Origin of the sequence: Pseudomonas ogarae, from assembly GCF_014268695.2 — a bacterium.
GTDB classification, from domain to species: Bacteria; Pseudomonadota; Gammaproteobacteria; order Pseudomonadales; family Pseudomonadaceae; genus Aquipseudomonas; species Aquipseudomonas kilonensis.
On record NZ_CP077086.1, the window covers coordinates 250,378 to 263,184 of the forward strand.

At 61.7% G+C, this 12,807-nt stretch carries 11 protein-coding genes; 8 read left to right on the forward strand and 3 right to left on the reverse strand.

The features are described from left to right. Window positions 1-71: 71 nt before the first annotated feature. Together HU749_RS01045 and HU749_RS01050 are read right to left on the reverse strand one after the other, a co-directional pair. Window positions 72-1,022, reverse strand: a complete 951-nt coding sequence (locus tag HU749_RS01045) for a homoserine kinase (RefSeq protein ID WP_079301410.1) — start codon at window positions 1,020-1,022, stop codon at window positions 72-74. 59 nt (window positions 1,023-1,081) lie between these two features. Continuing rightward, window positions 1,082-1,369 carry a DUF2782 domain-containing protein gene (locus HU749_RS01050; protein ID WP_014335817.1) on the reverse strand — a complete coding sequence of 96 codons (288 nt, stop codon included), beginning with the start codon at window positions 1,367-1,369 and terminating at the stop codon, window positions 1,082-1,084. 74 nt (window positions 1,370-1,443) lie between these two features. Between HU749_RS01050 and polA the strand changes: the two genes are divergently transcribed. After that, window positions 1,444-4,212, forward strand: a complete 2,769-nt coding sequence (polA, locus tag HU749_RS01055) for a DNA polymerase I (protein ID WP_186649497.1) — start codon at window positions 1,444-1,446, stop codon at window positions 4,210-4,212. A 402-nt stretch (window positions 4,213-4,614) separates the two neighbouring features. On the opposite strand, the gene yihA is transcribed toward polA, so the two are convergent. Continuing rightward, window positions 4,615-5,256, reverse strand: coding sequence for a ribosome biogenesis GTP-binding protein YihA/YsxC (gene yihA / locus HU749_RS01060; protein WP_003196227.1), 642 nt, complete (start codon window positions 5,254-5,256; stop codon window positions 4,615-4,617). A 191-nt stretch (window positions 5,257-5,447) separates the two neighbouring features. Between yihA and HU749_RS01065 the strand changes: the two genes are divergently transcribed. The 7 genes from HU749_RS01065 to HU749_RS01095 all read left to right on the forward strand — a co-directional run bounded on the left by HU749_RS01065 (window position 5,448) and on the right by HU749_RS01095 (window position 12,798). Next, on the forward strand, window positions 5,448-5,738 hold the full coding sequence (locus HU749_RS01065; protein ID WP_003196231.1) for a c-type cytochrome: 291 nt from the start codon (window positions 5,448-5,450) through the stop codon (window positions 5,736-5,738). A gap of 46 nt (window positions 5,739-5,784) precedes the next feature. After that, window positions 5,785-6,396 carry a c-type cytochrome gene (locus tag HU749_RS01070; RefSeq protein WP_014335820.1) on the forward strand — a complete coding sequence of 204 codons (612 nt, stop codon included), beginning with the start codon at window positions 5,785-5,787 and terminating at the stop codon, window positions 6,394-6,396. Between the two features lie 198 nt (window positions 6,397-6,594). Beyond that, complete coding sequence (locus HU749_RS01075) at window positions 6,595-7,236, forward strand: thiol:disulfide interchange protein DsbA/DsbL (RefSeq protein ID WP_018602751.1); 642 nt, start codon at window positions 6,595-6,597, stop codon at window positions 7,234-7,236. A gap of 15 nt (window positions 7,237-7,251) precedes the next feature. Beyond that, window positions 7,252-8,130: an endonuclease/exonuclease/phosphatase family protein gene (locus HU749_RS01080; protein ID WP_046063407.1), complete on the forward strand. Its 879-nt coding sequence runs from the start codon at window positions 7,252-7,254 to the stop codon at window positions 8,128-8,130. Beyond that, entirely contained in the window at window positions 8,127-10,226 is a 2,100-nt protein-coding gene (locus HU749_RS01085) for a GGDEF domain-containing protein (RefSeq protein WP_186649500.1), read from the forward strand. The genes HU749_RS01080 and HU749_RS01085 overlap by 4 nt, the downstream gene beginning before the upstream one ends. A 103-nt stretch (window positions 10,227-10,329) precedes the next feature. Next, on the forward strand, window positions 10,330-11,109 hold the full coding sequence (locus HU749_RS01090) for an N-acetylmuramoyl-L-alanine amidase (RefSeq protein ID WP_046063409.1): 780 nt from the start codon (window positions 10,330-10,332) through the stop codon (window positions 11,107-11,109). Window positions 11,110-11,184: 75 nt separating this feature from the next. Continuing rightward, window positions 11,185-12,798: an EAL domain-containing protein gene (locus tag HU749_RS01095; RefSeq protein ID WP_172436036.1), complete on the forward strand. Its 1,614-nt coding sequence runs from the start codon at window positions 11,185-11,187 to the stop codon at window positions 12,796-12,798. The last annotated feature ends 9 nt before the right edge of the window (window positions 12,799-12,807 follow it).

Here is a 12,807-nt window from a genome sequence, read left to right on the forward strand (position 1 = left end):
AATCTTGCGGTCGCTGCGCAACCGAGCGGGAGCAAGCTCCCTCGCCACAAAAGCCTTGCGCTTGTCGGTTGTTACAGGGCAAAAGGCAACACCGTGTGAACCGTCTGCCGCTGTGCCAAGCGCTGCTGGAACTCCATCGGATCGTGAATCAACACATCCTGCCCGGCAAACGACTCGGCGGCGATCAACCGCGACAGCCAGAACCGCACGCACGCCACGCGCAGCATGGTCGGCCACAGTTGCGCCTCAGCGGCGGTAAACGGTCGCAGCGCCGCATAGGCGCCCAGCAACGCTCGCGCCCTGGGGCCATCGAGCACGCCGTCGTCGTCCGAGCACCAGTCGTTCAAGGCAATGGCGACGTCATACAGCATCGGCCCGGAGCAGGCGTTGTAGAAGTCGATCAGCCCGGTCAGGTGCGTGCCTTCGAACATCGCATTGTCGCGGAACAGATCGGCATGGATGTTGGCGCGCGGCAGCGCCAGGATGCCGACTTTCTGCAACGAGATTTCATCCAGCGCCGCCTCAAGCAGCCGACGTGGCTCGGCGTCGAGGTGCGAAAGCAGCTTGGCGCCCTCCTCCTGCATCCAGTCCAGGCCGCGATCGGTCTTGCGTTTGATCATGTTGTCGCGGGTTGCGAGGTGTAGATGCGCCAGCAACTCGCCTACCTGGGCGCAGTGCTGGGCATTGGCCTGCTTGATGTGCTTGCCGGCCAGGCGCGGTTGCAGCAGCGCCGGCTTGCCCGCCAGTTCCCGCAGCGCGACGCCGTCGGTGGTGCGCAAGGCGTAAGGCACCGGCAAGTCGGCGTCATGCAGCACGTCCAGCAGTTCGATGAAGAACGGCATTTCCTGCACCGGACCGCGCTCGACCAGGGTCAGGACGAATTCGCCCTGCTCCAGGCTGATAAAGAAATTGGTGTTTTCGCTGCCGGCGGCAATCCCCTGAAAATCAAGCAGGCGGCCAAGCCCATAAGGGGCGAGAAAGGTTTCCAGCTCGGGCCGAGCCAGGGGCGTGAACACAGACATGGTTAAAACTGCCAGTACGGGCGCCCTTCAGCGGGCGCCGGTTGAAGTGCAGAGCGGTATTACCACTCAAAGATTTTCCACGATGGAATCAGCATATCCGGCTGGTCCGAGCGGATGAAGTTTGCATCAGTGCCGTCGGCACGCACCAGGAAATAAGGCTTGCCGTTCTTGGGCGTGACCTTGATCGCGTACAGAAAGCCGTTTTGCCGATACTCCTGAATGGTTCTGTCACCTTCGGTGCGGATAGTGACGTCCGGGTCTGCCGAAGGTGCGTCGTCCGCCGCCATGACGGCCAGCGGGGTGATTGCAAACAAGCCAGCCAGTAACAGGCGATTGAGTGTACGCATGATAACCTTGTCCCTTTGTCGTCAACGGTCCCGCTATTCTAGCCCCGGACCCGCCGAAAAGGTTGATCCTGCTCATGAGCCAAGCTCCCCTCGTCCTGGTGGACGGTTCTTCTTATCTGTACCGCGCCTTTCATGCGCTGCCACCGCTGACCACGTCCAAGGGCCTGCCGACCGGTGCGGTCAAGGGCGTGCTGAACATGCTCAAGAGCCTGCGCAAGCAGTATCCGGACAGTCCGTTCGCCGTGGTCTTCGACGCCAAGGGTGGGACGTTTCGCGATGAGCTGTACGCCGAATACAAGGCCAACCGCCCGAGCATGCCCGACGACATGCGCGTGCAGATCGAGCCGCTGCATGCCAGCGTCAAGGCCCTGGGGTTCCCGCTGCTGTGCGTGGACAACGTCGAGGCCGATGACGTGATCGGCACCCTGGCCCGCAGCAGCGCGGCAGCCGACCGTCCGGTGGTGATCTCCACTGGCGACAAGGACATGGCGCAGTTGGTCGACGGGCACATTACCTTGGTCAATACCATGACCGGTAGCGCCCTGGACGTGGCTGGCGTGAAGGAGAAGTTTGGCGTCGCTCCCGAGCAGATCATCGATTACCTGGCGTTGATGGGCGATTCTTCCGACAACATCCCGGGCGTCCCAGGGATCGGACCGAAGACCGCTTCCGGCCTGCTGGTGGGCGTCAATGGCGGCCTGACCGAGCTGTATGCGCAACTGGACATCGTCGCCACCTTGCCGATCCGTGGCGCCAAGACCCTGGCCGCCAAGCTCGAAGAGCACAAGGAAATGGCGTTGCTTTCCTACGAGCTGGCGACCATCAAGACCGACGTACCGCTGGATGTCGGCCTCGACGACCTGCAAATGGGCACGCCCGATCACGAGAAACTCGCCGAGCTGTACACGCTGCTGGAATTCAAGAGCTGGTTCGAAGAGAACCAGCGGGACGCCAAGCGTGCCGGCCAGGAGATCGTCGAAGTTGCCGAAGAACAGCCCGGCGCTGCCGAGGCCAAGTACGAGGTCATCCTCGATCAGGCGCGCTTCGACGCGTGGCTGGCCAAACTGGACAAAGCGCCGCTGTTTGCCTTCGTCACCGAAACCAACGGCGGTGATGCCCAGCATTCGCAACTCGTCGGCTTGTCGTTCGCCGTGGCCCCTTTCGAGGCGGCCTACATTCCGCTGACCCATTCCTACATGGGCGTGCCGGAGCAACTGGACCGCGACACGGTGCTCAAGGCCCTCAAGCCGCTGCTGGAAAACCCGAACAAGCTCAAGGTCGGCCAGCACGCCAAGTTCGAAACCAACATCCTGGCCAACTGCGCCATCGGTGGTGATCAGAACAACGGCATCCTGGTCCAGGGCATCGCCTTCGACACCATGCTTGAATCCTACGTGCTGGACTCCACCGCGACCCGCCACGACATGGACAGCCTGGCGCTCAAGTACCTGGGCCAGAGCAAGACCGATTTCCAGGACATCGCGGGCAAAGGGGTCAAGCAACTGACCTTCGACCAGATCTCCCTGGAACTGGCCGGCCCTTACGCCGCCGAAGACGCCGACGTGACCTTCCGCCTGCATCAGGCTTTGCAGGAAAAACTGGCCGCCACGCCAAGCCTGGGCACCGTGCTCAACGACATCGAAATGCCGCTGATGCCGGTCCTGGCGCGCATCGAGCGCCAGGGTGCGCTGGTCGATGCCAACCTGCTGGGTGTGCAGAGTGTCGAGTTGGGCGAGAAACTGGTGGCGCTGGAGCGTGAGGCGTTCGCCATCGCCGGCGAGGAATTCAACCTGGGCTCGCCGAAGCAATTAGGCGTGATCCTGTACGAAAAACTCGGCTTGCCGGTGCTCAGCAAAACCGCCAAGGGCCAGGCGTCCACCGCCGAAGCGGTGCTCGCCGAGCTGGCGGAGCAGGATTACCCGCTGCCCAAGGTGCTGATGCAGTACCGCTCGCTGAGCAAGCTCAAGAGCACCTACACCGATCGCCTGCCGGAACAGATCAACAGCCGCACGGGTCGCGTCCATACCAATTATCAACAGGCCGTCGCCGCGACGGGGCGCCTGTCGTCCATCGACCCGAACCTGCAGAACATTCCGATCCGCACGGCCGAAGGCCGACGCATCCGCCAGGCGTTCGTTGCGCCGAAAGGCTACAAGCTGCTGGCGGCGGACTACTCGCAGATCGAACTGCGGATCATGGCGCACCTGGCCAAGGACGAAGGCCTGCTCTATGCGTTTCGCCATAACCTGGATGTGCACCGGGCCACTGCTGCCGAGGTGTTCGGCATTGAGCTGGAAGCCGTCACCCAGGACCAGCGCCGCAGCGCCAAGGCGATCAACTTCGGCTTGATCTACGGCATGAGTGCGTTCGGCCTGGCCAAGCAGATCGGCGTCGATCGCAAACAATCCCAGGCTTATATCGACCGCTACTTTGCCCGCTACCCGGGTGTGTTGGCGTACATGGAGCGCACCCGCGCCCAGGCGGCCGAGCAAGGTTTTGTCGAAACCATTTTCGGTCGCCGGCTGTACCTGCCGGACATCAACGCGAAAAACCCGGCCCTGCGCAAAGGCGCCGAGCGCACCGCCATCAACGCGCCGATGCAGGGCACGGCGGCCGACATCATCAAGAAAGCCATGGTGGCTGTGGACCGCTGGCTGACGGCGTCCGGGCTGGATGCGAAGGTCATCCTGCAGGTACACGACGAACTGGTGCTGGAAGTGCGTGAAGACCTGGTCGACCAGGTACGCGAGGAAATCCGCCAGCACATGAGCGCCGCCGCCACCCTGGACGTGCCGCTGCTGGTGGAAGTGGGCGTGGGCAACAACTGGGACGAGGCGCACTGATCCTTTCGCCCTGAGGCTTCGGGCTTTTGTGGCGAGGGAGCAAGCTCCCTCGCCACAGGGGGTGGTGTTGGCTGGTAGAGCTGCGGGGAATGGAGGATTGTCATCGCGAGCTTGCTCGCGATGGCGTCAGCCCAGCCAACCCATGCCACATCGACTCACAGAAAAACCCAGGCGCGGCTGCATTAGCTCTGAAGATTCCTACAGTTATTTCCAAAAATAATCTGAACTAAACCCGTGAATTGCCACTCAGAGATTTTGAATGGCTGGTGAAGCCCTTCAATGCTCCTATGTTGTGTTAAGTGTTGGCAGATATCTGGACCCCGCCCTAGCGGTCCGGAACTTGGACCCCGAACTTCCCCCTCCCCATAAGAAGTCCGGGGTTTTTTTTGCCTGCGATTTGGCTTACTCGGCCTCTTCGCTGCCCTTGTCCGCCAATTCCATCCAGTCGGCCAGCACCGTGTAGGCTTCTTCCAGGCCCATGCGCTTGGGCGCGGAGAACAGCTGGATGGTGATCGCGTCGCCCCAGCCTTTGCGAATTTCCGACTGCACTTTGAGCAGGGTATTTTTGGCCGCGCCGTAGGTGAGCTTGTCGGCCTTGGTCAACAGGATGTGCATCGGCATGCCGCTGGCGACCGCCCAATCGAGCATCAACAGGTCGAAGTCGGTCATCGGATGGCGGATGTCCATCATCAGGATCAGGCCTTTCAAACTCTCGCGGCTGCCCAGGTAGGCTTCCAAGTGGCGTTGCCAGTGTTGCTTGAGCGGGATCGGTACCTTGGCGTAGCCGTAGCCGGGCAGGTCGACCAAACGCCGTTCATCGTCTAGCTTGAAGAAGTTCAAGAGCTGTGTGCGACCCGGGGTTTTCGAGGTGCGTGCCAGGCTTGCATGGGTCAAGGTGTTCAGCGCGCTGGATTTGCCGGCATTGGAACGCCCGGCAAAAGCCACTTCGAAGCCTTCGTCGTCGGGGCATTGATCGACTTTGGCGGCGCTGAGCATGAAGGTGGACTGTTGGCACAGGCCAAGGATGGGGTTCTTCAGTTGCATGGGATTTCCGATGTGGGCGGCGTCGGGAATGGACGCGGCAAGCTGTGTCGTTTCCGTTTCAGTGACGCCAGTATATAATGCCGCAGATTTTGTGTGCGCTTTGTCCCAGCGTAGGATGAAGCTCACGGGAGCGACCGACCGAAATTGCGCATTAGAACGCAGCTCGTTCCCAACCCTGAAAAGGTCGTTTTATGACGAAATGGCTGCTAGCTGCCGGTGTCTTGATGCCGCTTTACAGCGCTCAGGCTACACAGGATCCGGAAGCTGTGTACAACCGTGTTTGTGGTGCCTGTCATTCCGGCCAACTCCCCATGGCGCCCCGCAAGGGTGATCAGGAAGCTTGGACGCCGAGGTTGGCGAAAGGTATGGAGACGCTGGTGCAACACGTGACCCAGGGTTTCAAGGCGATGCCGCCGCGTGGTTTGTGCATGGACTGCAGTGCCGAGGATTACCGAGCCATCATCCAGTGGATGAGCGAGTGAACCCGGTCCATAACTCTTTAACCCTTAGCCGTAGTTGGATTAGCTGATGAACAAACTGATCGTGAGTCTGCTGTTGACCTTGGGGATATCCGGCGTAGCCCACGCCGCTGGCGATGCCGCTGCCGGTCAGGCGAAAGCGGCCGTATGCGGGGCCTGCCACGGCCCGGATGGCAATAGCATGGCGCCCAACTTTCCGAAACTGGCGGGCCAGGGCGAGCGTTACCTGAACAAGCAACTGCAAGACATCAAGTCCGGCAAGCGCACGGTGCTGGAAATGACCGGCCTGCTGACCAACCTGAGCGATCAGGACCTGGCGGACATCTCGGCGTATTTCGCCAGCCAGAAAGGCAGTGTCGGCGCCGCCGATCCGAAACTCGTGGCCCGCGGTGAAGCGCTGTTCCGTGGGGGTGACCTGGCCAAGGGCCTGCCATCCTGCACCGGTTGCCATTCGCCTGACGGCAAGGGCAACGCCGCTGCCGGTTTCCCTCACCTGGGCGGCCAGCATGCCCAGTACGTCGGCAAGCAACTGACCGACTTCCGCAAGGAAGAAGGCGGCCGGACCAATGATGGCGACACCAAGCCGATGCAGAGCATCGCCAAAAAGCTGAGCGACGAAGATATTGCGGCAGTCTCGAGCTACATCCAGGGCCTGCACTAAGGCCGTTGGGCGGGCGTTGCAAGGGGATACACCGCTTGCAACGTTAACGCTCGATTAATCTGTCGATGCGAGCATCAAAAGGGTGGCTTTGGCCGCCCTTTTTTGTGGCCGCTGCCGTTACACTAGAGAACTTGAACCCGCCACGGCCTGTCTTAGAAACAGGTCTCGCGAGGCCCCCTCATTGTCCAGGAGTAAAGCATGCGTAATCTGATCATCAGCGCCGCGCTCGTCGCCGCCAGCCTGTTCGGCGTAACTGCCCAAGCCGCTGAAAAGCCCGCCGCACCCTATGTCGAATTGACCAACCCCGTTCCGGTGGCGGCGCCTGGCAAGATCGAAGTCGTGGAGCTGTTCTGGTACGGCTGCCCGCATTGCTACGCTTTCGAGCCGGTCATCAACCCATGGGTCGAGAAACTGCCTTCGGACGTTAACTTCGTGCGCATCCCCGCCATGTTCGGCGGCCCATGGGACGCCCACGGCCAGATGTTCCTGACCCTCGAAGCCATGGGCGTCGAGCACAAGGTTCACGCGGCGGTATTCAACGCGATCCAGAAAGAAGGCAAGAAGCTGGTCAAGAAAGATGAGATGGCGGACTTCCTCGCCACCCAGGGCGTCGATAAGGACAAGTTCCTCGCTACCTTCGATTCCTTCGCCATCCAGGGCCAGATCAAGAAGGCCCGCGAGCTGGCGAAAAAATACGAAATCACTGGCGTACCGACCATGATCGTCAACGGCAAATATCGCTTTGATATCGGTTCTGCCGGTGGCGCAAATGAAGCGCTGCAACTGGCCGACCAGCTGATCGCCAAAGAGCGAGCGGCCACCAAGGCTGCTGCCAACTAAGCGCGGCCTCCGCCCATGGCCCGCTGGAGCACCGAACGCATCGTTGGCCTGCATGAACCGCGGGTCAACGAGCATCATGTCACGTCCACGGGCCTGCCTGGCGACAGCCGCTTGCGGCTGCTCAGCTTCAATATCCAGGTGGGCATCAGCACCGAGCGCTACCGGCATTACCTGACCCGCGGCTGGCAACATTTGCTGCCGCACACCGGGCGTGCCGGTAACCTGCAGAAAATCGGCGACCTGCTCAAGGACTTCGACCTGGTGGCCCTGCAAGAGGCCGACGGCGGGAGCTTGCGCTCAGGCTACGTCAATCAGGTGGAACACCTGGCCCAACTGGGCGCCTTTCCCTACTGGTACCAGCAACTCAATCGCAACCTAGGACGCCTCGGCCAGCACAGCAATGGTGTGTTGAGTCGCCTGCGACCCTGGGCGATCGAAGACCATCCGCTGCCCGGACCGAAGGGGCGCGGGGCGATCCTCGCGCGTTTCGGCGAAGGTCCCGAGGCGCTGGTCGTGGTCATGATGCACCTGGCGCTCGGGGCGCGTACCCGGACGATGCAGCTGGCGTACATTCGCGAGTTGATCGGCGGCTACAAGCACCAGGTGCTGATGGGCGACATGAACACCCACGCCACCGATTTGCTGCAGACTTCGCCCCTGCGCGATCTCGGCCTGCTCGCTCCACAACTGGAAGCGACATTCCCCAGCTGGCGCCCCCAGCGCTGCCTGGACCATATTTTGTTGAGCCCGACCCTGACCCTCGAACGCGTCGAGGTGCTGGCCCAACCCATTTCCGATCACCTGCCGGTCGCGGTAGAAATTCGTTTGCCTGGTTCGCTCACGGCCGATGCATTCCCCGCGCTGAGTACTGCCCTTCGCGGATCCGATGAATGAGCGACGACGCCGAACGCTGGAGAGAGAAGTACCTCAAGAGTATCGAACAGCAGGAAAAGCTTGAGCGCCGTTGGGCGGCTCGGCTCGACTTGCTGCGGCGTGGCCTGGTGCGCAGCACCCTGGCCGCCGAGGGCACTGACCGGGCTGTCGATCAATGCATGAAAGAGATGCGCGAGGTGGTGCGCACCGATGACATGGATGCTGGCCTCGCCGCCCTGCTGCCGCGCCTGGAGAAAGCCGTACTCGATTCCGAGCAGCGTCGCGAAACCCGGGTGGAGCAGACGAGCGCCGCGTTGACGGCCCTGGTTGCCCAGTTGCAGAGCCTGCCGCTGCCCAAAGAAGTCAGCCGGTCGCTGAAGAAGTTCGCCAAGCAACTGGAGGATCGGGCCAATCAGTCCCGGGAGATTCCGCTGTTGCTCAGCGAATTGAGCGGTTTGCAAGGCAAGGCACTGAGTGCCCTGGACGCCCCTGTCGAACCGAATCGCCCCAGCCTGCTGCAACGGCTGTTCGGCGGCCAAGGCCATGAGGAAGCGACGCCCCAGCTCCCCGAACCTGCCCAGGCCGGCGTGGCGCCTGCCTCAGAAACGGCCCTGCCCCTAGCCGTGGAGCCGGCAACGGACGCAGAATCTGTCGCACCAGCACCAGCACCAGCACCAGCACCAGCACCAGCACCAGCACCAGCACCAGCACCAGCACCGCAGCCATCGGTCGCGGAGCAAGCACCAACGTTGGAGATGACGCCCGAACCGGTTGCCATGACTGCGCCGAAGATCGAGCCAGACCCGACGCCCGCTCCAACACCTGTAGCCGAAGTGGTTCAACCGATCAGCGAACCGGACGAAGCCACTGATCCCGCGCCGCTGCAAGTCTTGGTCGCGGACGAACTCCCGGTAGCGGCACCCCCGCTCGAGAATCCCGACGAACTGATGCCCGAGGAGCCTGCACAGGCCCTGCCCGATCCCTCGCTGCCCCCAGCGGAGCCCGCCGAGCCTCTGGAAGCCATTGATGTGGCTGACGCCCAGTACGCCCTGCCCGACTCGCCGGAGCCGTCGTACAGCTCGGTCGCCAAGCATATCGAAGACACGTTGTTGGGCCTGTTGGGCGATCTGACCTTGCCCGAGCGCCATCGGCCACAAGCCGAAGCCATGCGTGAGCGGTTGCGAAATGGCTTGAACTGGTACGAATTGCTGCCGATCCTCGATGATCTGGCGGTACTGATGCTGGCCATCACCGACACCGGCCAGCATGAGTTCGAAGCGTACCTGCAGCGCCTCAACGATCGGCTTGAGTCATTCCAGAGCAGCCTGCAGGCCGCCAGTGAAGACCACGCCGATAACCTGTCGGCCTCCCGGGAAATGGACACCCAGATTCGCGAACAGGTGGACGGCCTGCAAAGCAGCGTGCAACAAGCCGATGACCTGGAAGGCCTCAAACAGGTGCTCGAGAATCATCTCGAAGGCTTGCTCGGCACGATGGACCAACACCGCCAGCAACGTGATCAACGCGAGCAGGAAGTCTCGGCTCGCCTGAAAAGCCTGGCCGATCGCGTCGCGTTGATGGAACAGGACGCCCAGGTCGTGCGGGAGAACCTTGAGGAGCAGCGGCAAAAGGCATTGGTCGATCCGCTCACCGGGCTGCCCAACCGCGCCGCCTGGTCTGAACGTCTCGAGCATGAAGTCGTCCAGTGGCAACGGCACGGCAACAGCTTGCTGCTGGCCATGCTCGATCTTGATCATTTCAAGCGCATCAATGACAACTACGGCCATCTGGCCGGTGACCGGGTGTTGAAACTGATCGCCTCGGTCCTGCGTAAACGCCTGCGTGGCGGCGATTTCATTGCGCGTTTTGGCGGCGAGGAATTTATCCTGCTGGTGCCCGATACACCCCTGGCTGCCGGCGCCAAGCTGGCCGAAGCGCTGCGCCTGGCCATTGAAGCCTGTCCCTTCCATTTCAAGGGCGAACCGGTGACGGTGACGGTATCCATTGGCCTGACGGCCTTCAAACCGGGCGAACACAGCGATTCGGTGCTTAAAAGGGCCGATCAGGCGCTTTACCGCGCGAAAAATGCCGGGCGCAACCGCATAGAATTGGGCTGAGGGCTAATTGTTCCAATTTGTTTAATATCGTCGCGCGCACCGGATCATCGCGAGGCGATACGTTACACTGTTGCATTACTTCCTGCGTGTAATGCCTTCCGCCATGAAATTTTTTTCGCTCATTGTTGCTTTATTTATCCTGGCCGGCTGCACCAGCGGCCCGCGGCTCGACACCAGCCACCCTTCCGTCAACCATGACAACCGCATCCAATTCGTGGTGGTGCATTACACCTCGGCTTCCCTGGAGCACTCACTGGCGCTGCTGACCCATGGCGAAGTCAGTGCCCATTACCTGATCGGCGATGATAAAGACGCGACCATCTATAAGCTGGTGGATGAAGGTCGACGCGCCTGGCACGCCGGGGAAAGTGAATGGGAAGGCCGGACCTGGCTCAATTCCAGTTCCATCGGCATCGAAATCGTCAATCCGGGATTTGTCGACACGCCCACCGGACGCCTCTGGTATCCCTACAGCGAAGCCCAGGTCCAGGCTCTGACCGTCTTGCTCAAGGACATCATCCAGCGCAACGGGATCAACCCGCGCAGCATCATTGGCCACAGCGATATCGCGCCCCTGCGCAAGCTCGATCCGGGCCCGCTGTTCCCCTGGAAGCGCCTGGCGCAAGCCGGCTTGGGGGTGTGGCCGGATGAACAGGCCGTCGCCCGCCAACAGGCCGTCTTCGCGCCACAGTTGCCACCTGCCAGTTGGTTCCAGGCCGAGCTGGCCCGCCTCGGTTACCCGACGCCCCAGACTGGCGAATGGGACGTGGCCACCCACCATGTGCTGGCCGCCTTCCAGATGCACTACCGGCCGACCCGCTTCGATGGCACGCCGGACGCGCAAAGCGCGGCGATCCTGCAGGTGCTCAACCAGACAAAATAATGACGCCCGTCCGACTAATCGGGCCAAATCCAAATCAGAAGCTATAACTCATTGGTAACTTTCGGATTACCCATGATGACGGCTGCCCGCGAAACCCTGCAGAGCTGGCTCCATCGCCCCCTGTTCCTGGCGATGATGGCGGCTGCCCTGAGTACCGTCCTGCTGCTGGCGGGGAGTCTGTTCGTGGTCGTGCAGCAGATCCAGCAGCGTGAAAGCGACCAGATGAATGCCCAGGGCGAGCGCTTCCTGCAACGGCTGGAACAACTTTTCGGGCAATTGCGTGAAAGCCTCGACGACCTGCAAAACCAGCCGCTGCGCGGGTGCGACGATGATATGATCGCGACCTTGCGCGAGGTCAGCTTCAATTACCGTTTCGTTTATGAAGCGGTGTATATCGATGGCAGTGGTGTCTGTTCCAATCGCCCGCGCCAGACTGGCTTGTCGGTGACCCGCCCGCCCGACCTCCGAGGGCCGACCTACAGTTACTGGCTCAATACCACCACCGAACCCAACGAAGACCGCGCGGCGTTAATGCTGGGGCGCGGCAACTTTCGAGTCGCCACCTCCCGCGGGCATTTGGCCGACGTGGTCGATCTGCCCCCGGGCAGCAGCCTGCTGGTGGTCCTGGACCACGGTGAACGAGCCATTCCCGTGTTGGGCACGGATCAACATTGGCCGCCCGCGGAGCCTTGGCCACCGAAAAGCCAGAATGCCCTGCAAGTGACGCCGACCCGGCTGATCTATCGGATGCCCACCGACAGCCCGGAATATCAACTGGTGCTGATCGCTCGGCGCAACGTTTTTGATATTCCGGCCAATGCCTGGTGGATGCTGCCCGTCAGCCTGGTGCTGGGCCTGGGAATTGGTTTCCAGGTGTTTTTGCTGGCACGCCACCGCCAGTCCATGGATGCCGAACTGCACGGGGCCATCCGGCGCGGTGAGTTGCAGGTGCTGTACCAGCCGATTTTCGACCTGAGCAGCCGCAACTGCGTCGGTGCCGAGGCCTTGCTGCGCTGGCGACGACCGGACGGCACCCTGACCAGCCCGGACTTGTTTATCCCGATGGCCGAGAACACCGGGCAGATCCGCCAGATCACCGATTTCGTGCTGCAGCGGCTGTTCGATCAATTGGGCCAGCTGTTGCGGGCCAATCCGCAGCTGTATATCTCGGTGAATCTGGCGGCCTGCGACGTGATGGTGCCGCGCATTGGCGAAGTGATCGCCCGCCTGCTGGCGCTGCATCGCGTGTCGGCGCACCAGATTGCCTTCGAAGTGACCGAGCGTGGGCTGGTCGATGTATTGGTCGCCCGGGACAACCTGCAATCGCTGCGCGACGTCGGGCATCAGGTGTTGATCGACGACTTCGGCACCGGTTATTGCAGCCTGGCCTACCTGCAAACCCTGCCGGTGGACTGCCTGAAAATCGACAAGGCCTTCATCGACGCCTTGGGCCACGATGCCGCCAGCAGCGGCGTGGCCCCGCACATCATTCGCATGGCCCACGCCCTGCAACTCAAGGTGATCGCCGAAGGCATCGAGCATGAAGCCCAGGCTTCCTATTTGAGCAGCGAAGGGGTGAAGTTCGGCCAGGGCTGGCTGTTCGCCCATGCCCTCAGCGCGGTGCAGCTCATTGAATTGATTACCCGTGGTCGGCGCCTGCGTGGACGCCGCCTCGATGACGAAGCCTGAGTCCGCTAA